The sequence below is a fragment of the Histidinibacterium lentulum genome, from assembly GCF_003789055.1.
In the GTDB taxonomy this organism is placed as follows: Bacteria; Pseudomonadota; Alphaproteobacteria; order Rhodobacterales; family Rhodobacteraceae; genus Oceanicola; species Oceanicola lentulus.
In genome coordinates this window covers 540,545-558,223 of record NZ_ML119081.1, presented here as the reverse complement: position 1 = coordinate 558,223, position 17,679 = coordinate 540,545, and the positions used below count along the sequence as shown (strand labels likewise).

19 protein-coding genes and 1 other RNA gene are annotated in these 17,679 nt (G+C 69.4%); 9 read left to right on the top strand and 11 right to left on the bottom strand.

The window, feature by feature from the left end; genetic code table 11:
* Nucleotides 1–26: 26 nt before the first annotated feature.
* Nucleotides 27–2,621, top strand: coding sequence for an Rne/Rng family ribonuclease (locus EAT49_RS02665; RefSeq protein ID WP_221181418.1), 2,595 nt, complete (start codon nucleotides 27–29; stop codon nucleotides 2,619–2,621).
* 10 nt (nucleotides 2,622–2,631) lie between these two features.
* On the opposite strand, the gene EAT49_RS02660 is transcribed toward EAT49_RS02665, so the two are convergent.
* A complete protein-coding gene (locus EAT49_RS02660; RefSeq protein WP_123640714.1) occupies nucleotides 2,632–2,874 on the bottom strand; it encodes a sulfurtransferase TusA family protein in 243 nt (80 codons plus the stop codon).
* A gap of 117 nt (nucleotides 2,875–2,991) precedes the next feature.
* Here EAT49_RS02660 and EAT49_RS02655 point away from each other — a divergent pair, with 117 nt between their 5' ends.
* Entirely contained in the window at nucleotides 2,992–3,744 is a 753-nt protein-coding gene (locus tag EAT49_RS02655; RefSeq protein ID WP_123640713.1) for a cytochrome c biogenesis CcdA family protein, read from the top strand.
* A gap of 7 nt (nucleotides 3,745–3,751) precedes the next feature.
* On the opposite strand, the gene EAT49_RS02650 is transcribed toward EAT49_RS02655, so the two are convergent.
* Complete coding sequence (locus tag EAT49_RS02650; RefSeq protein WP_123640712.1) at nucleotides 3,752–4,393, bottom strand: hypothetical protein; 642 nt, start codon at nucleotides 4,391–4,393, stop codon at nucleotides 3,752–3,754.
* Nucleotides 4,394–4,519: 126 nt separating this feature from the next.
* On the opposite strand from EAT49_RS02650, the gene EAT49_RS02645 reads away from it, so the two are divergent.
* From EAT49_RS02645 to EAT49_RS02635, 3 genes are all read left to right on the top strand, one after another.
* Entirely contained in the window at nucleotides 4,520–5,755 is a 1,236-nt protein-coding gene (locus EAT49_RS02645; RefSeq protein ID WP_123640711.1) for a hypothetical protein, read from the top strand.
* The gene (locus EAT49_RS02640) at nucleotides 5,752–7,107 is read left to right on the top strand and encodes a cytochrome P450 (protein WP_123640710.1); all 1,356 of its coding nucleotides are present in this window, start codon (nucleotides 5,752–5,754) and stop codon (nucleotides 7,105–7,107) included. The genes EAT49_RS02645 and EAT49_RS02640 overlap by 4 nt, the downstream gene beginning before the upstream one ends.
* A 296-nt stretch (nucleotides 7,108–7,403) precedes the next feature.
* Complete coding sequence (locus EAT49_RS02635) at nucleotides 7,404–7,682, top strand: hypothetical protein (RefSeq protein WP_148078725.1); 279 nt, start codon at nucleotides 7,404–7,406, stop codon at nucleotides 7,680–7,682.
* On the opposite strand, the gene EAT49_RS02630 is transcribed toward EAT49_RS02635, so the two are convergent.
* Together EAT49_RS02630 and EAT49_RS02625 are read right to left on the bottom strand one after the other, a co-directional pair.
* Nucleotides 7,670–7,909 carry a ribbon-helix-helix domain-containing protein gene (locus EAT49_RS02630; protein WP_123640708.1) on the bottom strand — a complete coding sequence of 80 codons (240 nt, stop codon included), beginning with the start codon at nucleotides 7,907–7,909 and terminating at the stop codon, nucleotides 7,670–7,672. The genes EAT49_RS02635 and EAT49_RS02630 overlap by 13 nt on opposite strands.
* A complete protein-coding gene (locus EAT49_RS02625) occupies nucleotides 7,906–8,100 on the bottom strand; it encodes a DUF4169 family protein (RefSeq protein WP_123640707.1) in 195 nt (64 codons plus the stop codon). Before EAT49_RS02625 ends, EAT49_RS02630 begins: the two co-directional genes overlap by 4 nt.
* 144 nt (nucleotides 8,101–8,244) lie before the next feature.
* Here EAT49_RS02625 and EAT49_RS02620 point away from each other — a divergent pair, with 144 nt between their 5' ends.
* Nucleotides 8,245–8,694: a hypothetical protein gene (locus tag EAT49_RS02620; protein ID WP_123640706.1), complete on the top strand. Its 450-nt coding sequence runs from the start codon at nucleotides 8,245–8,247 to the stop codon at nucleotides 8,692–8,694.
* A 132-nt stretch (nucleotides 8,695–8,826) separates the two neighbouring features.
* On the opposite strand, the gene fumC is transcribed toward EAT49_RS02620, so the two are convergent.
* From fumC to ssrA, 5 genes are all read right to left on the bottom strand, one after another.
* On the bottom strand, nucleotides 8,827–10,218 hold the full coding sequence (fumC, locus tag EAT49_RS02615) for a class II fumarate hydratase (RefSeq protein ID WP_123640705.1): 1,392 nt from the start codon (nucleotides 10,216–10,218) through the stop codon (nucleotides 8,827–8,829).
* 106 nt (nucleotides 10,219–10,324) lie between these two features.
* The gene (locus EAT49_RS02610) at nucleotides 10,325–10,816 is read right to left on the bottom strand and encodes an SspB family protein (protein WP_123640704.1); all 492 of its coding nucleotides are present in this window, start codon (nucleotides 10,814–10,816) and stop codon (nucleotides 10,325–10,327) included.
* Between the two features lie 62 nt (nucleotides 10,817–10,878).
* Complete coding sequence (chrA, locus tag EAT49_RS02605) at nucleotides 10,879–12,129, bottom strand: chromate efflux transporter (protein WP_123640703.1); 1,251 nt, start codon at nucleotides 12,127–12,129, stop codon at nucleotides 10,879–10,881.
* 163 nt (nucleotides 12,130–12,292) lie between these two features.
* Complete coding sequence (locus tag EAT49_RS02600) at nucleotides 12,293–13,042, bottom strand: phytochelatin synthase family protein (protein WP_123640702.1); 750 nt, start codon at nucleotides 13,040–13,042, stop codon at nucleotides 12,293–12,295.
* Nucleotides 13,043–13,134: 92 nt separating this feature from the next.
* Nucleotides 13,135–13,483: a transfer-messenger RNA gene (gene ssrA, locus EAT49_RS02595) on the bottom strand.
* Between the two features lie 105 nt (nucleotides 13,484–13,588).
* On the opposite strand from ssrA, the gene EAT49_RS02590 reads away from it, so the two are divergent.
* The gene (locus EAT49_RS02590) at nucleotides 13,589–14,251 is read left to right on the top strand and encodes an LCCL domain-containing protein (protein ID WP_185020612.1); all 663 of its coding nucleotides are present in this window, start codon (nucleotides 13,589–13,591) and stop codon (nucleotides 14,249–14,251) included.
* 3 nt (nucleotides 14,252–14,254) lie between these two features.
* On the opposite strand, the gene EAT49_RS02585 is transcribed toward EAT49_RS02590, so the two are convergent.
* The gene (locus EAT49_RS02585; RefSeq protein ID WP_123640700.1) at nucleotides 14,255–14,599 is read right to left on the bottom strand and encodes a DUF4345 family protein; all 345 of its coding nucleotides are present in this window, start codon (nucleotides 14,597–14,599) and stop codon (nucleotides 14,255–14,257) included.
* 142 nt (nucleotides 14,600–14,741) lie between these two features.
* Entirely contained in the window at nucleotides 14,742–15,791 is a 1,050-nt protein-coding gene (locus EAT49_RS02580; RefSeq protein ID WP_123640699.1) for an extracellular solute-binding protein, read from the bottom strand.
* A gap of 203 nt (nucleotides 15,792–15,994) precedes the next feature.
* Between EAT49_RS02580 and EAT49_RS02575 the strand changes: the two genes are divergently transcribed.
* Both EAT49_RS02575 and acuI read left to right on the top strand, forming a co-directional pair.
* Nucleotides 15,995–16,501, top strand: coding sequence for a DinB family protein (locus EAT49_RS02575; protein ID WP_123640698.1), 507 nt, complete (start codon nucleotides 15,995–15,997; stop codon nucleotides 16,499–16,501).
* A gap of 26 nt (nucleotides 16,502–16,527) precedes the next feature.
* On the top strand, nucleotides 16,528–17,520 hold the full coding sequence (acuI, locus tag EAT49_RS02570) for an acryloyl-CoA reductase (protein ID WP_123640697.1): 993 nt from the start codon (nucleotides 16,528–16,530) through the stop codon (nucleotides 17,518–17,520).
* Nucleotides 17,521–17,679 lie beyond the last annotated feature (159 nt).

Sequence of the window (17,679 nt, the reverse complement as noted above, 5' to 3'; positions counted from 1 at the left end):
CCGGGCCGCGCGTGCAGACGGATAACATGGCAAAGAAAATGCTCATCGATGCCACCCACGCGGAAGAGACCCGCGTCGTGGTGGTGGACGGAAACAAGGTCGAGGAATTCGACTTCGAAGCCCAAGCAAAGCGTCAGCTAGCCGGCAACATCTACCTCGCAAAGGTCACGCGGGTCGAACCCTCGCTGCAGGCGGCCTTCGTCGACTACGGCGGAAACCGGCACGGCTTCCTGGCCTTCTCGGAGATCCACCCGGACTACTACCAGATCCCGGTGGCGGACCGGGAGGCGCTCCTGGCCGAGGAACGCGAGTTCGCGGAGCGCGAGCGCGCCGAGGAGGAGGAGGGCGAGAAGCCCAAGCCCAAGCGCCGCACGCGGTCGCGCTCCCGCTCCGCAAAAACCGAGGACGGCGATGCGGTCGCCACCGCCGAGGCCAGCGGCATGGAGACGATCGACCTCGGCGAGGAGGAGGGCGATGGCTTCGAGGCCGGAGCGCCGGGAGAGGCGCTGAGCCCGCGCGAGACGGTGGAGGACACCCCCGTCGAGACGCCCGCCGCCGGCGAGGAGGATGAGGCCGAGGACGACGCGGAGGCCGCCGACGCCGCCCAGTCGGAGATCGAGTCGGTCACCGGCGACGACACCGAGGAGATGCGTCCGGTCCGCAAGACCCGCCCGCGCAAGTACAAGATCCAGGAAGTCATCAAGGTCCGGCAGATCCTGCTGGTGCAGGTCGTCAAGGAGGAGCGGGGCAACAAGGGCGCCGCGCTGACCACCTACCTGTCGCTCGCCGGCCGCTACTGCGTGCTGATGCCCAACACCGCGCGGGGCGGCGGCATCTCCCGCAAGATCACCAATGCCGCGGACCGCAAGAAGCTAAAGGAAATCGCCTCCTCGATGAACGTGCCCCAGGGCGCGGGGCTGATCATCCGCACCGCCGGAAGCCAGCGCACGAAGACCGAGATCAAGCGCGATTACGAGTACCTCCAGCGGCTCTGGGAGCAGGTCCGCGAGCTGACGCTGAAAAGCATTGCGCCCGCGCCGATCTACGAGGAAGGCAACCTCATCAAGCGGTCGATCCGCGATCTCTATTCCAAGGAGATCGACGAGGTCATCGTCGAGGGCGAGGCCGGCTACCGGTCGGCCAAGGACTTCATGAAGATGATCATGCCGTCCCACGCCAAGAACGTGAAGCAGTACATCGACCCCATGCCGCTCTTCGCGCGCTACCAGGTCGAGAGCTATCTCGCCTCCATGTTCAACCCGACGGTGCAGCTGCCCTCGGGCGGCTATATCGTGATCGGCGTGACCGAGGCGCTGGTGGCCATCGACGTGAACTCCGGCCGGGCCACCAAGGAAGGCTCGATCGAGCAGACGGCGACGAAGACCAACCTCGAGGCCGCCGACGAGGTGGCGCGCCAGCTGCGCCTGCGCGATCTCGCCGGGCTCATCGTCATCGACTTCATCGACATGGACGAGCGCAAGAACAACGCCGCCGTGGAAAAGCGCCTGAAGGACAAGCTGAAGACCGACCGCGCCCGCATCCAGGTGGGCCGGATCTCGGGCTTCGGCCTCCTCGAGATGTCGCGCCAGCGCCTGCGGCCCGGCATGATCGAGGCCACGACCCAGCCGTGCCCCCATTGCCACGGCACCGGCCTTCTGCGGTCCGATGACAACGTGGCGCTGGGGATCCTGCGCCAGATCGAGGAGGAGGGCGTCCGCGGCCGCTCGCGCGAGGTGCTGGTGAAGGCGCCCGGCGGGATCGTGAACTACCTCATCAACCAGAAGCGGGAGCATATCTTCGGGATCGAGGCGCGCTATGGCCTGTCGGTGCGGATCGAGGTCGACCCGCTGCTGATCTCGCCCGACTTCACCTTGGAGAAGTTCAAGACCGCGACCCGCAGCGTCGCCGAGATCGTGCGGACGGTTGTGTCCTCCGACAGTTCGATACTGGCCGAGCCCGAGCCCGACGAGGATCCCGTGGACGAGGATCAGGTCGAGGCGGAGGAGGCTGTCGCCGAGGCGGGCGAGGCCCGGACCGGCGACGGCGACGAAGGCGGCGACGAGAAGCCCAAGAAGCGCCGCCGCCGGCGTCGGCGGCGGAAGGGCGGCTCCGGCTCGGATCAGAACGGCGAGGGACAGGAGTCCTCGGGCGAGGGCGAGGGCGAGGGCGGCGACGAGGCCGACGAGACGCCGGACCCCGTGGCGGCCGAGCCGGCCCCGGCCGCGGAACCGGGCGACGAGGAGGTCAAGCCCAAGCGGACCCGCACCCGGTCCCGCAGCCGGCGCAAGCCCGCCGCGGAAGAGACCGCCGCGGCGGCCGAGGCCGATGTCGCGCCCGCCCCCGTGGCTGAAGCCGCGGCGGAGACGCCTGCGGACGAGCCCGCGGCGCCTGTCGCCGAGGCCTCGGCCGACGAGCCTGCGGCTGAGCCCGGGGCCGAGGTTGCGGCAGAGGAGCCCGCACCGGCCGAGGAGCCTGCCGCCGAGGCTCCGGCCGAGGAGCCCGCCCGGGACTCCGCGGCCGAAGCGCCCGCCGAAGCCGAGGAGCGGACACCCGAAAGCGTCGGCGCCGAGGAGCATGACGGCAAGCCCAAGCGCCGCGGCTGGTGGTCGCTGGGCCGCTGAGGCCCGGCGCCTAGCCCTTGCGGATCTCGTAGACCTGCCAGCGGCCGGTCGCGTCCTCGCCGTCCCCCGTGGACAACAGGACGTGGCCGGCCTCTGCGCAGAAATGCGGCACGTCGATCACCGCGACCGGATCGTCGGCCAGCATCCGCACCACTTCGCCCGGCGCGCGCACGGCAAGCCGCTTTCGCAGGCGCAGGACGGGCAGGGGGCAGATCAGCCCGCGCGCGTCGATCTCTTCGGCGATGTTGTCCATGCCGCCGCGCCTAGTGCCTCCGCGGGCGGCGGTCCAGTGCGGCATGTTGCAGGGGGCTGTCCCGAACGTGACAGAAGGGCGCGTGACGCCGCCCGCGGCGGCCTCTAGAGGTAGTGCATGGACTCGATGCTGCTTCTCGATGCGACGCTCGTTCCTGCGCTGGCCATCGCGGCCTTCGCGGGGCTGCTGTCGTTTCTCAGTCCCTGCGTGCTGCCGATCGTGCCGCCCTATCTCGCCTACATGGGCGGGGTGACGGTGACCGATCTCGACGGCGAGGCGCGGGCGCGCAGCCGGGCGACCCTCTCGGCGCTGTTCTTCGTGCTGGGCCTGTCGACGGTGTTCCTGCTGCTGGGGATGGCGGCCTCGTCCTTCGGGCGGCTGTTCCTGCAGGCGCAGGACTGGTTCGTCATGGGCGCGGGCCTCGTGATCATGGTCTTCGGGCTGCATTTCCTCGGCGTCTTCCGCATCGGCTTCATGGACCGGGAGATGCGGATGGAGGCGGGGGACCGGGGCGGGTCGGCCTTCGGCGCCTATGTGCTCGGCCTCGCCTTCGCCTTCGGCTGGACGCCCTGCCTCGGGCCGATCCTCGGAGCGATCCTCGGCCTTGCCGCCTCCGAGGCGGACGTGGGCCGGGGGTCCGTGCTGCTCGCGGCCTATGCCCTCGGGCTCGGCATCCCGTTCATCCTCGTCGCGGCATTCTTTCCGCGGCTGAAGGGCGTGATGGCCTGGATGAAGCGGCACATGGACCGGATCGAGAAGGTCTCGGGCGTGCTTCTCTGGACGGTCGGCTTCATGATGGTGACGGGCCAGTTCTCCGATTTCGCCTTCTGGCTGCTGGAGACCTTCCCCGCCCTCGGGATGCTCGGCTGAGGCCGTCTCAGGCGCGGACGCCCGCGGCCTCCTGCACCTTCTCCGAGGGGCCTTCCAGCTGCACGCGGGTCAGCGCCGCGACAAGCCGCACATACCGCTCCCGGCCGCAACAGAGATCCGAGAGATCCCCCGCTTCGGTGGGCAGGCCCAGCTCCGCGGCGGCCTTCTCCGCCGGCCCCCCCAGTTCCGGGAAAAGCTCGTCCCAGACCGCCTGAGCCTCCCGCGCGAAGATCCGCGCGCCCACGGGACCGAGGCCCTTGGCGCATTGCAGCCGCTTCAGGGTGCTGCCATTCGACCGAGCCTTGCGCAGGTCGCCGGAAAACCGGTCACGGAAGATGGCGGCGGTCTCCCGGAGGTAGTCGGCGGTCGATTCGTCGTAACGCGCGTAGCCGTTCCGGTTGAGCACCCGCACCACCTCCCGGCGGTCCGCATCGAGCAGCGCGTCGATCTTGTGCAACCCCGCCTCCCGCAGCGCCGCCGCGCCCTTGACGGCATTGCCGGAGGAAATCCGCGCCGAGAGCAGGATCGACCCGATCAGCCAGTGAAACAGCTCTTGCGGCGTCTCGCGGAAGATGTCCGCGCCGATCTGCTCGGAATAGAGCCGACCCTGGGTTTCGATCAGCGCATCGACGAGATCCTTGCGGGACATGGCAGCCTCCGGTTTTCGCGTCAAACGGGCAAGCGCACAGGATGTTCCGGGCTTCGGCGGACAATGTGCTTATTCTGGCCAGATTCTTTCGCTAGCGTGGTCACGGTTCAGCGAGGAACGAGCGGAATGGCGGACCGCGAGGTCAGACGACGGCAGGTCTTCTACATCCCGGGCTACGACCCGATCCATCCGCGTCGGTATCGGGAACTCTACCGCAAGGAGGGCGCCGCGCAGGCGCAGATCAGCGGCTACGACATCGCTCTCGCGCCGAAGCGCGGCGGCGGGCCCTACGGCTGGCACGTCTCCGGCCGGATGGACGGCGCCGAGGTGGAGACCGACGTCGAGGTCCTGGTCTGGTCCGACATCGTGCGCGGCTCCATGCCGGGCTCGATCCCGGCGACCTATCTGCAGCTCCTGCGCTGTTCCTGGACCTACATCGCCTCGGGCGCGCTGCGGCGGCTGATGTGGCTGCGCAAGGGCCCGGTGATCGCCGCGCTCTACCCGGTGGGAATGCTCCTGCTGCAACTGGGGATCGCGCTGGGGCTCGGCGCCGTCGCGGGGCGGCTGGGGCAATGGCTGCTCGGACTGGTGATCGAGAACGCGGCGGCGGGCATCGCTTTGCGGCTTCTTCTTCTGGCGGCGGTCGCGGTCGCGGTCCTGCGCTGGTTCAAGGCCCGCGACAACCGACTCTTCGCCTATTACCTCATGCACGACTACGCCTATTCCGCCCAGTGGAATGGCGCCAACCCGCCCGAGCTCGAGGCGCGCATGGCGGCCTTCGGCGCGCGCATCGCCGAGGCGCTGACCGGAGACGTGGACGAGGTGCTTGTCGTGGGCCATTCCTCGGGCGCGCATCTGGGCGTGTCGATCCTGGCCGATCTGATCCGACAGGGCCGCGTGCCCGCGAACGGCCCGGTCCTGTCCTTCCTGTCGCTGGGGCAGGTGATGCCCATGGTGTCCTTCCTGCCCGAGGCGCACCGGCTGCGCGCCGATCTCGCCTATCTCTCGACGCGGGAAGAGCTGACCTGGGTCGACGTGACCGCCCCCGGCGACGGCTGCGCCTTCGCGCTCTGCGATCCCGTGGCGGTCTCCGGCGTGGCCCCCCGGGGGCAGCGCTGGCCGCTGGTCTTTTCCGCGGCCTTCACCCGGACCCTCAGCCCCGAGCGCTGGAAGGAACTGCGCTGGCGTTTCTTCCGGCTCCATTTCCAGTATCTCTGCGCCTTCGACCGGCCCGGGGATTACGACTATTTCCGCATCACCGCGGGGCCGCTGACCCTGCGCGCGCGCTACGCGGGCCGCAGCCATTCGAAAAGCCGCATCACCCGGCCCGCCTCGAAATACACGAGCCAGCAGGCCGCATGATCCCGCCGAAACCGCGCTCGCGCCCCGATCGCGTCTCGCTCTGGCGCTACATGCGGCTGTTTCGGAAGGACATCCTCTCGGCCCAGCCCGAACGGCTCTACCGGGCCTGGATGGCCGAGTTCCGCACGCCATTCTTCCGCTCCTACCTCGCCAATGACCCGGCGCTGGTGAAGCTGGTCCTGAGCGAACGGCCCGACGATTTCCCGAAATCCGACCGCATCGGCGCGGGGCTCAGGCCGCTGCTCGGCGACTCGGTCTTCCTCACGAACGGTGCGCGATGGAAACGCCAGCGGCGGATCATCGACCCGGCCTTCGAGGGCGGGCGCCTGCGCGACACCTGGCCCGCCATGTGGGCGGCGGGGCAGGCGGCCGTGGCGCGGCTGGAGCGACTGGCCACCGGCGATCCGGTGGAGATCGAGGCCGAGACCAGCCATGCCGCCGCCGATGTCATCTTCCGCACGCTCTTCTCGCTGCCGATCGAGAACGAGGTGGCGCGCGCCGTCTTCGAGGAATTCCGCGCCTACCAGCGCAGCCAGCCGATCCTGAACCTCGCCGCCTTCCTGCCCGGCCCGCGCTGGATGCCGCGCTTCTTCCGCCGCGAGACGCGGGCCTCGGCCCGGCGCATCCGGGGCCTGATCGAAGGGCTGACCGCCGCGCGGCTGGCCGCGATCGAGGCGGGCACGGCCCCCGACGACCTTGCGACCAAGATCATGACGACCGCCGATCCCGAGACCGGGGAGCGGTTCGACGTGGGCGAGATGGTGGACCAGGTCGCGATCTTCTTTCTGGCGGGTCACGAGACCAGCGCCTCGGCGCTGGCCTGGGCTCTCTACCTGCTGGCGCTCTACCCGGACTGGCAGGAGAAGGTGGCTGAAGAAGCCGGGACGCTCACGGAGAGCTTTTCCTCGCTCTCGAAACTGCGGGTGACCCGGGACGTGTTCCGCGAGACCCTGCGGCTCTATCCGCCGGTGCCGATGATGGTGCGCGAGACGACACGGCCCGAGACCTTTCGCGGACGGCGCGTGCCCGCGGGGGCGCAGGTGGTGCTGTCGCCTTGGCATCTGCACCGGCAGACGCGGCTCTGGGAGCGGCCCGACGCGTTCGACCCCGGCCGCTGGACGACCGAGTCCGGCAGGGCCTGCGCACGCGACGCCTACATGCCGTTCTCCGCCGGTCCGCGGGTCTGCACCGGGGCGGGCTTCGCCATGGTCGAGGGCGTGCTTCTTCTCGGCCTCCTCTGCCGCGCCTTCCGGATCGAGACCGTGGAGGGTCGGGTGCCCGAACCCGTGGCGCATCTGACGGTGCGGGCGCGAAACGGAATCTGGCTTCGGTGTGTCCCGCGCGGGGGCTGATTCGGCCGCCGGCGCGACGCTCCGCGAAACACTCCTGTCGCACGCTGCGGGATTGGTTCCGCCGCGTGTACGGGGCAGGGCGCCGAAGTCGGGATTGGGGCAGCATTATGGCTGCTTTCGGACAGGGCAACCTTGTGTCGAAAACCCGACTAAGAACCTGAAGATATTTAAAGAATTGCCCTTCTGTGCGCGCGTTCCCCGGAGAATGGGGCGCTTTCTGGGCATTCCAAACCTATGCCGTTTCCCGGATAACCATCGCGCTGGATGGGGGTGATGACATGCAAAGGTATGGGACGATGCGCGCTCTTGAGGAGATGACGGACTCGCCTCGGCCGACCCCGGGGCTGAGAAAGACGATCGACACGATTCTGCGGGTCATGCGCCAGTCGCCGGACTCCGATGGTGCGCCGCCGGCAACCACGGCGGATGCCGCCGAGCTGATGAGGATGTTCCGCGACGATCTGCAGGCCGGGCGCGAGGACGCCGAGCCCGCCGGACGGCAAGAGCGGATGTCGCCCGAGCAGGAAGAGGCCGCGGACCTTCTGCGGATTCGCCGGGCCCTCTACGAGGCCTGACGCAGCCTTTCCTCGAGATCGCGCAGAACCGCGACCCGGATCGCCGAGGCGAGGCCGGTGCCCGGGTCCCGCGCGGCGTCGATCTCCGCGGCCAGCCGGTTGAGCGCGAGGCCCCGGGTCTCGGCCATGGTCCGGAACGCCTGCCAGAAATCCTCCTCGAGCGAAACGCTGGTGCGGTGGCCGCTCAGGGTCAGCGAGCGTTTCACGGGCCGCCCGCCGCCGCTCATGCGCCGTCTCCGCCTTCGTCCTCGAACCTGTGGGCGTCGAGGCCGCGGCGAAGCCGGTCCGCCTCCGCCGCCTCGCGCAGACGTTCGGCCTTGGTGCGGCCATGCCGGGCGGCGTTCTCGTCGGCGCGGGCCTTCCTCTCGGCCCGGTCCCGGGCCTTGCGCGCCTGTCTCAGGTTGACGATCTCGCTCATTCCCGGCGGTTTCCCTTCGTCGTTCCGTCTGTCTAGCCGCGGGCGCCGGTCGATGCCACGGGGTTCGGTCCTCGGGCCGGTTGACCGGCTGCCAAGACGGGACCAAAGATGCCGTGTCGTTCCCTTGCGTCACAGGACCCTGTCATGCGTCTTCTCGTTCTCTGTCTCGGCCTCGCCCTCTCCGCCGAGGCGGCCCGCGCCGAATGGACCTACGATCCCGCGCCCCTCCCGGCGGGCGAGGCCCTTGGACCCGGGCCGGGCGGCCTTTCCCTCGCCGTCTCCTGCGGCAACGGCGGCCTGCCGGCGGTCGAGGTCCGGGGCTGGGAGCCGCCCAAGGGCATGGAGCCCCTGTTTGTCCTGAGCGTGGACGACGGCGCCGAGGAGCTGATCCCCGGCGCATGTCTCCCCGGGTCGGCCCGCTGCCTCGTCAGCTTCGAGACGCTGGACCAGGCGCAGGGATTCGTGCGCGCCCTGCGCCGGGGCAGCCGCGCGGATATCGGCCTCTACCGCAACGGGATGCTGGGCACGGTGGGCCTCACCGGCTCCGACGCCAGCATCGGCCGGGTCGGCGCGGGCGGCTGCGAGCTTGACTGACCTCCCGCGCCGTCCTGCGGATCAGAGCGCCGCGCCTCTCATTCTTTGGGCCTGAAATATCCCGGAGGGGTCCGGGGAGGCAGAGCCTCCCCGGCGGATCGGCTCGCGCAGCGAGCCGAAATCGATAGTCCCTCACGTCGGCCCGATCATCTTCTCGGGCCGCACCACCTCGTCGAACCTTTCGCCCGTGACAAAGCCCAGCGCCACCGCCTCCTCGCGGAGCGTCGTGCCGTTCTTGTGGGCGGTCTTGGCCACGGTGGTGGCGTTGTCATAGCCGATTTCGGGCGCCAGTGCCGTCACCAGCATCAGGCTCTCGCGCATGATCTTCGCGATCCGCTCCTCGTCGGCGCGGATGCCCACCACGCAATTGTCGGTGAAGGCCACCGCGGCATCGCCCAGAAGCTGCATGGACTGCAGGACGTTGTAGGCCATCATCGGCTTGTAGACGTTGAGCTCGAAGTGCCCCTGGGAGCCGGCGAAGCCCACGGCGGCGTCGTTGCCCATGACATGGGCGCAGACCTGGGTGATCGCCTCGCACTGGGTCGGGTTCACCTTGCCCGGCATGATCGAGCTTCCCGGCTCGTTCTCGGGCAGCATCAGTTCCCCGAGGCCGCAGCGGGGGCCGGAGCCCAGGAGGCGGATGTCGTTGGCGATCTTGAAGAGGCTCGCCGCCACGGTCCGAAGCGCGCCCGACATCTCCACGAGCGCGTCATGGGCGGCGAGCGCCTCGAACTTGTTGGGCGCGGTGACGAAGGGCAGACCGGTGATGCGCGCCATGTTCGCGGCGACCTGCTCGCCCCAGCCCGGCGTGGTGTTGAGCCCGGTGCCCACGGCGGTGCCGCCCTGGGCGAGTTCGTGGATCCGGGGCAGGGCGGCCTTGACCCGGGCGATGCCCATGGCGACCTGATGCGCATAGCCCGAGAATTCCTGCGCGAGGGTAAGGGGGGTCGCGTCCATCGTGTGGGTGCGGCCGATCTTGATGATGCCCTCGAACTCCCGGACCTTCTCGACGAGCGCCGCGTGCAGCTTCTCCAGCCCCGGCAGGGTCACGTCCCGGGCGGTCATGGCCACGGCGATATGCATGGCCGTGGGGAAGGTGTCGTTCGAGGACTGGCCCATGTTGCAGTGATCGTTGGGATGGACCGGGTCCTTGGAGCCGATGGTGCCGCCCAGGATCTCGATCGCGCGGTTGGCGATGACCTCGTTGGCGTTCATGTTCGACTGGGTGCCGGAGCCGGTCTGCCAGACCACCAGCGGGAAATGATCGTCGAGCTTGCCCGCCACCACCTCGGCCGCCGCCTCGACGATGGCGTCGGCGCGGCGCGGGTCGAGCTTGCCGTTCTCGCGGTTCGCCTCGGCGCAGGCCTGCTTGATCACGCCGAGGGCGCGGACGATGGCCACGGGCTGCTTCTCCCAGCCGATGGGAAAGTTCAGGATCGACCGCTGGGTCTGGGCGCCCCAGTAGCGGTCAGCGGGAACCTCGAGCGGGCCGAAGCTGTCGGTCTCGGTGCGGGTGGCGGTCATGGCGCTCCTCCGTGTATGCGGCTGCATACCGGATAACGGGGCGCACGGGTTCCGGCAATCGCGCAAACGCCGCGCCCCGCGTCGCAGCGCGCGCGGGGCTCCGGCCCTACTTGCGGAAGCGGTCGAGGCTGACGACCTCGGCCTCGCGGGGCTTGCCTGGCTCGGCCTCCTCCTCGGCCATCTCGGCCATCGGCGCTTCGGCAATCTCCTCGTCGTCCTCGTCCTCGTGCTCGGCGTCGTCCTCTTCCTGAGTCTCGAAACGGAGGCCGAATTCAACCGACGGGTCCACGAAGGTGCGGATCGCGTCATAGGGGATGAAGAGCGGCTCGGGGCTGTCGCCGAAGTTGAGCGTGACGGCAAACCCGTCCTCGCCCACGTCGAGATTGTCGAACCAGTGCTGGATCACGATGGTCATCTCGTCCGGGTAGCGGTCCGAGAGCCAGTCGGCGATCTCGACGTCGGGATGCATCGTGTCGAAGGTGATGAAGAAGTGATGCGCCCCCGGCAGACCGTTCTTTGCGATCCCGTCAAGCACCTCGCGGATCAGCCCGCGCATGGCCCGGTGCATGAGATTTCCGTAGTCGATGGAGCGGGACACGGGGTGCGGTTCCTTTCGGCTTGTCCTCTCACCATACGGGATTCGAAGGCGGAGGAAAGGGGTCAGGCGAGGCCGAGCGCCCCCGCCGCGAGACCGGCCGCGCTTGTCGCGGCCAGGGCGGCGGGCAGGGGCCAGCGCCGTCCGATCAGCAGCAGGGCGGCGAGAGCGACGAGGGCTAGGGCGATGGGCTGACCGCTCGGCAGAACCGGCGCGGTCAGGCGGACGGGCCCCGTCTTCAGGACCGTTGTCTCGGCGAAAAGGACGTGGATCGCGAACCACAGCGACAGGTTGGCGATGACGCCGACCACCGCCGCCGTCACCGCCGCCAGCGCGGCGGAGAGACGCGGCTGGCCCTCGAGCCAGTCGATCAGCGGCGCGCCGGCGAAGATCCAGATGAAGCAGGGCACGAAGGTGACCCAGAGCGTCATCAGCGCCGCCGCCGCGGCAAGGGCCGGGCCGCCCTGAAGCGCGCCGGTGAGCTGGCCCACGAACTGCGTCACGAGGATCAGGGGCCCCGGCGTGGTCTCCGCCAGCCCCAGCGCGTCGATCATCTGCGCGGTGGTCAGCCAGCCTTGGTCCTGCACGACGGTCTGCGTCATGTAGGCCAGCACCGCATAGGCCCCGCCGAAGGTCACCACCGCGAGTTTCGAGAAGAAGAGGCCCATTTGCAGCAGGAGATCCGCCCCCGCGGCCCAGGCAAGCAGGATCGGCGCCGCCCAGAGCGCCCCGCCGATCAGCAGGACGCGCAGGAGCGCGGCGCGGTCCACCCTGGGCGGGGCCGTGTCGGCGGCGGCGGCAGGGCGCAGCGCGCCCCAGAGCGCGGCGAGGCCGATCACCAAAGGGAACGGCAGGGCGAAGACGTAGAGCGCGAGGAAGGCGAAAACCGCGAGGGCAATCGCGGCTGTGTCCGTCAGCGCCTTTCGCGACAGGCGCAGGATCGCCTGCACGACGATGACGACGACGGCGGCCTTCACGCCCAGGAAGGCCGCCTGCACCAGCGGCAGGGTGCCCCAGGCGGCGTAGAGCATCACGAGGACCGCGATCACCAGCGCGCCGGGCAGCACGAAGAGCGTGCCCGCGATCAGCCCGCCCGGAATGCCGCGCAGGCGCCAGCCCGCATAGGTGGCGAGCTGCATCGCCTCGGGACCGGGCAGCAGCATGCAGAAGCCGAGCGCGCGCAGGAACTGGTCCTCGGTGAGCCAGGACCGGGCTTCCACCAGCTCGCGGTGCATGAGCGCGATCTGCGCCGCGGGCCCGCCGAAGCTGAGACAGCCGATGCGGCCGAAGACGCGGAAGAGATCGCCGTGAGTCATGGAGACCCCTTTGCCTGCGCCGGCGTTAGGGGCAAGGCCGCCGGGGCGCCGTCACGAAAGCTTCACGCGCCGGGCCCCGTACGGGCTGCTGGCAGACCTCGCGCGGGCGGCCTGCGGCGAAGACGACGGCAGGCCGCGCGGGGGTGAGGGCGACAGCGCCGCGTCAGGTCGCCGGCGCTATGGCGACGAAACCGCCCGTCTCGCCCTCAAGCACGCCGTGCTCGGCGCCGGTGGGCTTCAGCATGGCCTCGAGGAGGATCGGCACAGGAGTCCAGTAGGGGATGTACCACTGCTGGTCCACTTCGAGGATCAGCACCCGGTCCTCGCCTGGATCGTAGGCGCCGATCAGGGCCACATGGGGGCCGTCCCAGTCGCCGGTGACGACGCCCTGGTTGTAATAGACGAGAAGCGCATCCTCCGCGCTTGCCTCGTTCGCGGCGAGGCGGGCGCGCAGGTCCGCGAGCGTCGCGTCGTCCTCTGCGGCAGGCTGCCAGCCCGTCGCGGCGAATCCGGTCATGCCCGTGGCGGCGAGGGACGCGGCGGTGAACTCCTCGAGCTGGGCGAAGGTCACGCCGTCACCGCCCTCCGCGGAGATCGCGGTCCAGGTCTCCGAGCCCACGAGATCGAGGAGCTCGGGTTGGCTCAGGACGGTCTCGGACGCCATGCCGGGCAGGCCCCGGAGCCCGTTCAGCGCCGCGGTGACCGACGCGATGCCGCAGGCGGAGGTGGTGAACTGCGGCTTCACGAAAGACGAGAAGGCCCAGTAGTCCGGCGCCGCCGCGGCGCGGAGATACTCCGTCGCCTCGGTGATGGACACCGCATTGGGGCCGAGTTTCGGATAATCCTCGGCATCCTCCGCCGAGGCGGGCAGGGCGAGGACGGCCATGAGGGACACGAGGGGGACGACGCGCATGGGATGCTCCTGAAGCGGGGTGACGTCGAAGCAGGACGCTAGGGCCCGCCTCGGGTCCGCGGAAAATGCAAAATGAGCGATGGGGAGCGGAAAGTGCAGGCTTCTGTTGCCAGGTGCCTGCGAACCCCGCCTTACGCTGCTAGGCGCAAGGGCTTAGATTTCGGTCTTGTCACTGCTTAAGCAGCGACGGCAACCGGAGCACGATTGTCGTTGGCAATTATGCTTTACGGACCGATAACGGTGGTACCTCACCGGGACAAAGCCGCGTCTTTACACGTTCGTCGATCCTGTTTCGGCCCCATGTCCCGCCAACGCCGGGTGTCTGGTGGAGCCGCCGGGTACCGCCCCCGGGTCCGATCCGCTTATTTCACGCGCGTTTATGTCCATAGTCTCTTGCGAGACAGGTCCAATGTAGGAGGCTGCCGCGCCGGACTCAAGGGGCCACCTGCGGTCTCGGAACGCACAGGCTTGCCGCAACGTCCGCCCGCGGGCAGGATGCCGTCGCGGGCCATCCTGCGGCCCGCTGCGAGCGGAGGGATGGACAGCATGGACGCGCAGTTCTGGGGACGGGCCGCCGGTATTCCGGCACTTGCAGCGCTGGCCCTGACGGGGGCGGCGGCTCTCGCGCAGGAAAGCTGCCCGGGACGCTATCCCGCGAATACCGAAAGCCATACCTGCGTCTGCGGAACGGGGGACGTGAGCGGCACCGTCTGGGGCAGCGGGCCCTACACCGCCGACAGCGCCCTCTGCGCTGCGGCGGCCCACGCAGGGGCTTTCGACCCCGACACCGGCGGAGAGATCACCGCCCGTCTCGCACCCGGCGAAGCGTCCTATTCGGGGTCCGAGCAGAACGGCGTGACCACCCGGAACTGGGGCGCCTATTCCAGCAGCATCATCTTCGACGTGGCGGTGACCATCCCGGCGGGCCTCGAGATGTGCGGGGCCTACCCGGTCAGCGTCCCGGAATATGCCTGCGGCTGCGCGGCGGGGGAGGCCTTCGGCGCGGTCTGGGGCAGCGGACCCTACACCGCCGACAGCGACGTCTGCGCCGCGGCGCGCCATGCGGGCGTGATCGGCACGGGCGGCGGGCCGGTCATGGCAATGGCCTTCCCGGGGCTGCTGCAATATCTTGGATCGACCCGGAACGGCGTGGAATCGATGGATTGGGGGACCGACGCGCTGAGCTTCGTCTTCGACGCGAACCGATGATGCTCAGAGGTTGATCAAGAGGGCCAGCGCCGCGACGACGGTCTCGGCCCCGAAGAACGCCCATTTCTTCGTCGTCCGTCCGTCGAGCGCCAGCGAGGTGAGCCGACCGATGGCGGCCCCGCCCCAAGCGAAGCCGATCATCGCATAGGCCAGCGGATCGCCGAGGATCAGCGCGCCCGCGCCCAGCCCGACGAAAAGCGCGCCCGAGGCCGCGCGCACCTCGCCCGGACCCATCGGCGTAGGGCCCGGCTGCAGATCCACGACCTTCATCGTGTAACCGGGAGCGAGCCAGCCGATGAGGCCGAAGCCGATGGAGACGAGGGCGAGGAATGGATTGAAGACGTCCATCGGGCAAAACCTTGAGCATTGGGGAACGACGCTCCAACGCCCTGCGTCGTGCGCCGTTCCCGGCCGAGGCTTGGGAAGAAAAAAGGGCGGCCCGCATCGGGGCCGCCCCATCGCCGCGCGTCGGCGGCCGTATTGTGCCGGATCAGAAGCCGGCCTTGATCAGCTCGAACGCCTCGGACTGCTTGTCGCGCAGCTCCTGGCTCATGGGGAGCTGGGCGAGGACCGGCCCGTCGATGCTCTCGAGGCCCGCGGCCTCGAGCTGCTCGGCGCTGATCTCGCCGGTCAGGGCCGCCTGGTTCGACGTGCCGAAGCCCGCCTCGAGCAGCGGCATCGCGCTTTCCGGGGCGAGGAGCGCGTTGAGGTAGTCGTAGGCCTTGTCCTCGGAGCCGGGCGCATCGACCATGTTCACATAGCCGCAGAGCCAGAGCGAGGAGCCTTCCTCGGGCTCGCGCTCGAAGGCGATCGGGCGGCCTTCCTCGACCATGGTGGGATAGGTCTCGTTCCAGGCCCAGGACACGAGGACCTCGCCGGTGGACAGAAGCTGCGACAGTTCCGCGGGATCGGTCCAGTAGGTGCGCAGGTTCGGGTGGATCTGCCGGAGCCAGTCGCTCGCCGCCTCGAACTCGGCGTCGGTCACGTCCTGCCAGTTGGTCACGCCGGTGGCGAGATAGGCCAGGGCGTAGGCGTCGTCGACGTTGTCCGGGATGGTCAGCCGGCCCGCGAACTCCGGGTTGTTGAACACCTCGAGGGTTGAGACGGCCTCTTCGGACACCTCCTCGGGGTTGTAGGCGATGGCGGTGGAGCCGAAGTCGGTCGGGATGAAATAGGCCTCCTGCTCGCCCGAGGCCACGGCCTCGCCGGTCAGGTCGCGGTTGAGGTCCGCGAAGGCGTCGATGCGGCTGGTGTCCCAAGGCTCGATGATGCCCGAGGCGATCCATTTCGACACGGAGCCCGCACAGATATGGGTGACATCGGCCTGGAAGCCCGAAACGAGCTTCTGGAAGGCCTCTTCCTCGTCGCCGAAGAAGGAGAAGGTCGGCGAGGCGCCGTGCATCCCGATATAGGCCTGGTGGTAGGCGGGATCCTCGAAGCCCGGATAGTCGAACACGAGAAGGTCGGCGTCCTGGGCCGAGACAGAGGCGGCGGTCAGCGCGAGGGCGGCGGCGGAGCCGAGCAGCGTACGGGTAATCATGGTGTCGTCTCTCCTCGAAGAACCATGGCAGATCGCACGGGACGCTAACATGCGCGGACAGGGCTGCAAGGGTGATCTGCTTGCGCTGCGCCGCAGCGCTTGTCACAGTCGGGTCATGCACAGGGGTTGACCATCCGGTCCGCCGAACGCCGAGGTCGCAGGCGGCGGCGGATCGTGGAGAACGGACGGGAGAGGCGGTCGCGATGATCACGCCGGAGTATTGCCGCACCATGGCGCGCTACAACGCCTGGCAGAACGAGGGGCTGAAGCGCGCCCTGATGTCCCTGCCGCGCGAGGAGCTGGAGCGGGACCGGGGGGCGTTCTTCGGCTCGATCTGGAAGACGGCGAACCATCTGCTCTGGGCCGACCTGATCTGGATGAGCCGCTTCGACGGCGGCGAGGCGCCCGCGGGCGGCATCGGCGGCAGCGTGGCGCTTGCCCGGAATGCGGCCGACTGGGAGGCGCTGCGGTTCCGGACGGACGGGCGCATCCGGGTCTGGGCCGACGGCCTGAAGTCCCTCGACCTCGTGGGCGATCTGACCTGGATGTCGGGCGCCGCGGGGCGCGAGGTCTCGCGTCCGGTCGCGCTTTGCGTGGCGCACATGTTCAACCACCAGGCCCATCATCGCGGCCAGCTCCACGCGATGCTCACGGCGGCGGGCGTAAAGATGCCGGACACCGACCTGTTCCTGATGCCCGCCGGCCGCTGACGCCGGCCCGCCAAGGAGGATTATCCATGTTCAAGGCCCTTGTCGTCGAGAAGGACGAAGACGGCACCACCCGCGCGGCCGTGCAGGAGCTGTCCGAGGACAGGCTGCCGGAGGCGGAGGTGACGGTGGACGTCGAATACTCGACGCTGAACTACAAGGACGGGCTCTGCATCGGGCCGGGCGGGGGGCTGGTGCGCAGCTATCCCCATGTGCCGGGGATCGATTTCGCGGGCACGGTCGCGGCCTCGGACGACCCGCGGTATGCGCCGGGCGACAAGGTGGTGCTGACGGGCTGGCGCGTGGGCGAGGCCCATTGGGGCGGCTATTCCCAGAAGGCGCGGGTCAGGGCGGACTGGCTCGTGCCGCTGCCCGAGGGGCTGACCACGCGGGACGCGATGGCGGTGGGGACCGCCGGGCTGACCGCGATGCTGGCGATCATGGCGCTGGAGGATCACGGGCTCGAGCCCGGACGGGGGGAGGTGCTGGTGACGGGGGCCTCGGGCGGCGTGGGGTCCGTGGCGACGGCGATCCTGTCGCATCTGGGCTACGAGGTCGCAGCGGTCACCGGCAGGCCCGAGAACGAGGCCTATCTGAAGGCGCTGGGCGCAAGCCGCCTTGTCCCGCGCGAGGACCTCGCGGAGACCGTCAAGCGTCCGCTCGAATCCGAGACCTGGGCGGGCTGCATAGATGCCGTGGGCGGCGCGATGCTGGCCCGGGTGCTGGGGCAGATGAAGCATGGCGCCTCCGTCGCCGCGGTGGGCCTCGCGGGGGGCGCGCACCTTCCGGCCACGGTGATCCCGTTCCTGCTCCGCGGTGTGAACCTCTTGGGGATCGACAGCGTGACGCAGCCCTATGCCAAGAGGGTCGAGGCCTGGCGCCGCATCTCATCGGACCTGCCCATGGACCGGCTCGAGGGCATGATCCGGCCAGCGGTGCTGGAGGAGCTGCCCGAGCTGGGCGCGGACATCCTCAAGGGCCGGGTGAAGGGCCGCGTCGTGGTGGACGTCGCCGCGGGCTGATCCTGCCGCAAGGGCAAAAAACGACCTTCGCCTGTCGGTTTCGGTCAAAAAACTGCCGCGCGGGCCTGTCGTCGGCGGAGTTTCGCTGCTAGCGTCCTTGTCTCAACGGGGCGTCACAGGCGGACCGGTCCGGTTCGCGCGGCGCCACGCCGTCCTGCA

What these genes read in the sequence shown, in the direction of transcription:
- EAT49_RS02665 (WP_221181418.1), top strand. Translation starts at nt 27, where the DNA reads ATGGCAAAGAAAATGCTCATCGATGCCACCCACGCGGAAGAGACCCGC.
- EAT49_RS02630 (WP_123640708.1), bottom strand. Translation starts at nt 7,909, where the DNA reads ATGAGCGGCGGCGGGCGGCCCGTGAAACGCTCGCTGACCCTGAGCGGC.
- EAT49_RS02660 (WP_123640714.1), bottom strand. Translation starts at nt 2,874, where the DNA reads ATGGACAACATCGCCGAAGAGATCGACGCGCGCGGGCTGATCTGCCCC.
- EAT49_RS02575 (WP_123640698.1), top strand. Translation starts at nt 15,995, where the DNA reads ATGATCACGCCGGAGTATTGCCGCACCATGGCGCGCTACAACGCCTGG.
- EAT49_RS02650 (WP_123640712.1), bottom strand. Translation starts at nt 4,393, where the DNA reads ATGTCCCGCAAGGATCTCGTCGATGCGCTGATCGAAACCCAGGGTCGG.
- EAT49_RS02620 (WP_123640706.1), top strand. Translation starts at nt 8,245, where the DNA reads ATGCGTCTTCTCGTTCTCTGTCTCGGCCTCGCCCTCTCCGCCGAGGCG.
- EAT49_RS02655 (WP_123640713.1), top strand. Translation starts at nt 2,992, where the DNA reads ATGGACTCGATGCTGCTTCTCGATGCGACGCTCGTTCCTGCGCTGGCC.
- EAT49_RS02635 (WP_148078725.1), top strand. Translation starts at nt 7,404, where the DNA reads ATGCGCGCTCTTGAGGAGATGACGGACTCGCCTCGGCCGACCCCGGGG.
- fumC (WP_123640705.1), bottom strand. Translation starts at nt 10,218, where the DNA reads ATGACCGCCACCCGCACCGAGACCGACAGCTTCGGCCCGCTCGAGGTT.
- chrA (WP_123640703.1), bottom strand. Translation starts at nt 12,129, where the DNA reads ATGACTCACGGCGATCTCTTCCGCGTCTTCGGCCGCATCGGCTGTCTC.
- EAT49_RS02600 (WP_123640702.1), bottom strand. Translation starts at nt 13,042, where the DNA reads ATGCGCGTCGTCCCCCTCGTGTCCCTCATGGCCGTCCTCGCCCTGCCC.
- EAT49_RS02585 (WP_123640700.1), bottom strand. Translation starts at nt 14,599, where the DNA reads ATGGACGTCTTCAATCCATTCCTCGCCCTCGTCTCCATCGGCTTCGGC.
- EAT49_RS02590 (WP_185020612.1), top strand. Translation starts at nt 13,589, where the DNA reads ATGGACGCGCAGTTCTGGGGACGGGCCGCCGGTATTCCGGCACTTGCA.
- EAT49_RS02625 (WP_123640707.1), bottom strand. Translation starts at nt 8,100, where the DNA reads ATGAGCGAGATCGTCAACCTGAGACAGGCGCGCAAGGCCCGGGACCGG.
- EAT49_RS02580 (WP_123640699.1), bottom strand. Translation starts at nt 15,791, where the DNA reads ATGATTACCCGTACGCTGCTCGGCTCCGCCGCCGCCCTCGCGCTGACC.
- acuI (WP_123640697.1), top strand. Translation starts at nt 16,528, where the DNA reads ATGTTCAAGGCCCTTGTCGTCGAGAAGGACGAAGACGGCACCACCCGC.
- EAT49_RS02645 (WP_123640711.1), top strand. Translation starts at nt 4,520, where the DNA reads ATGGCGGACCGCGAGGTCAGACGACGGCAGGTCTTCTACATCCCGGGC.
- EAT49_RS02640 (WP_123640710.1), top strand. Translation starts at nt 5,752, where the DNA reads ATGATCCCGCCGAAACCGCGCTCGCGCCCCGATCGCGTCTCGCTCTGG.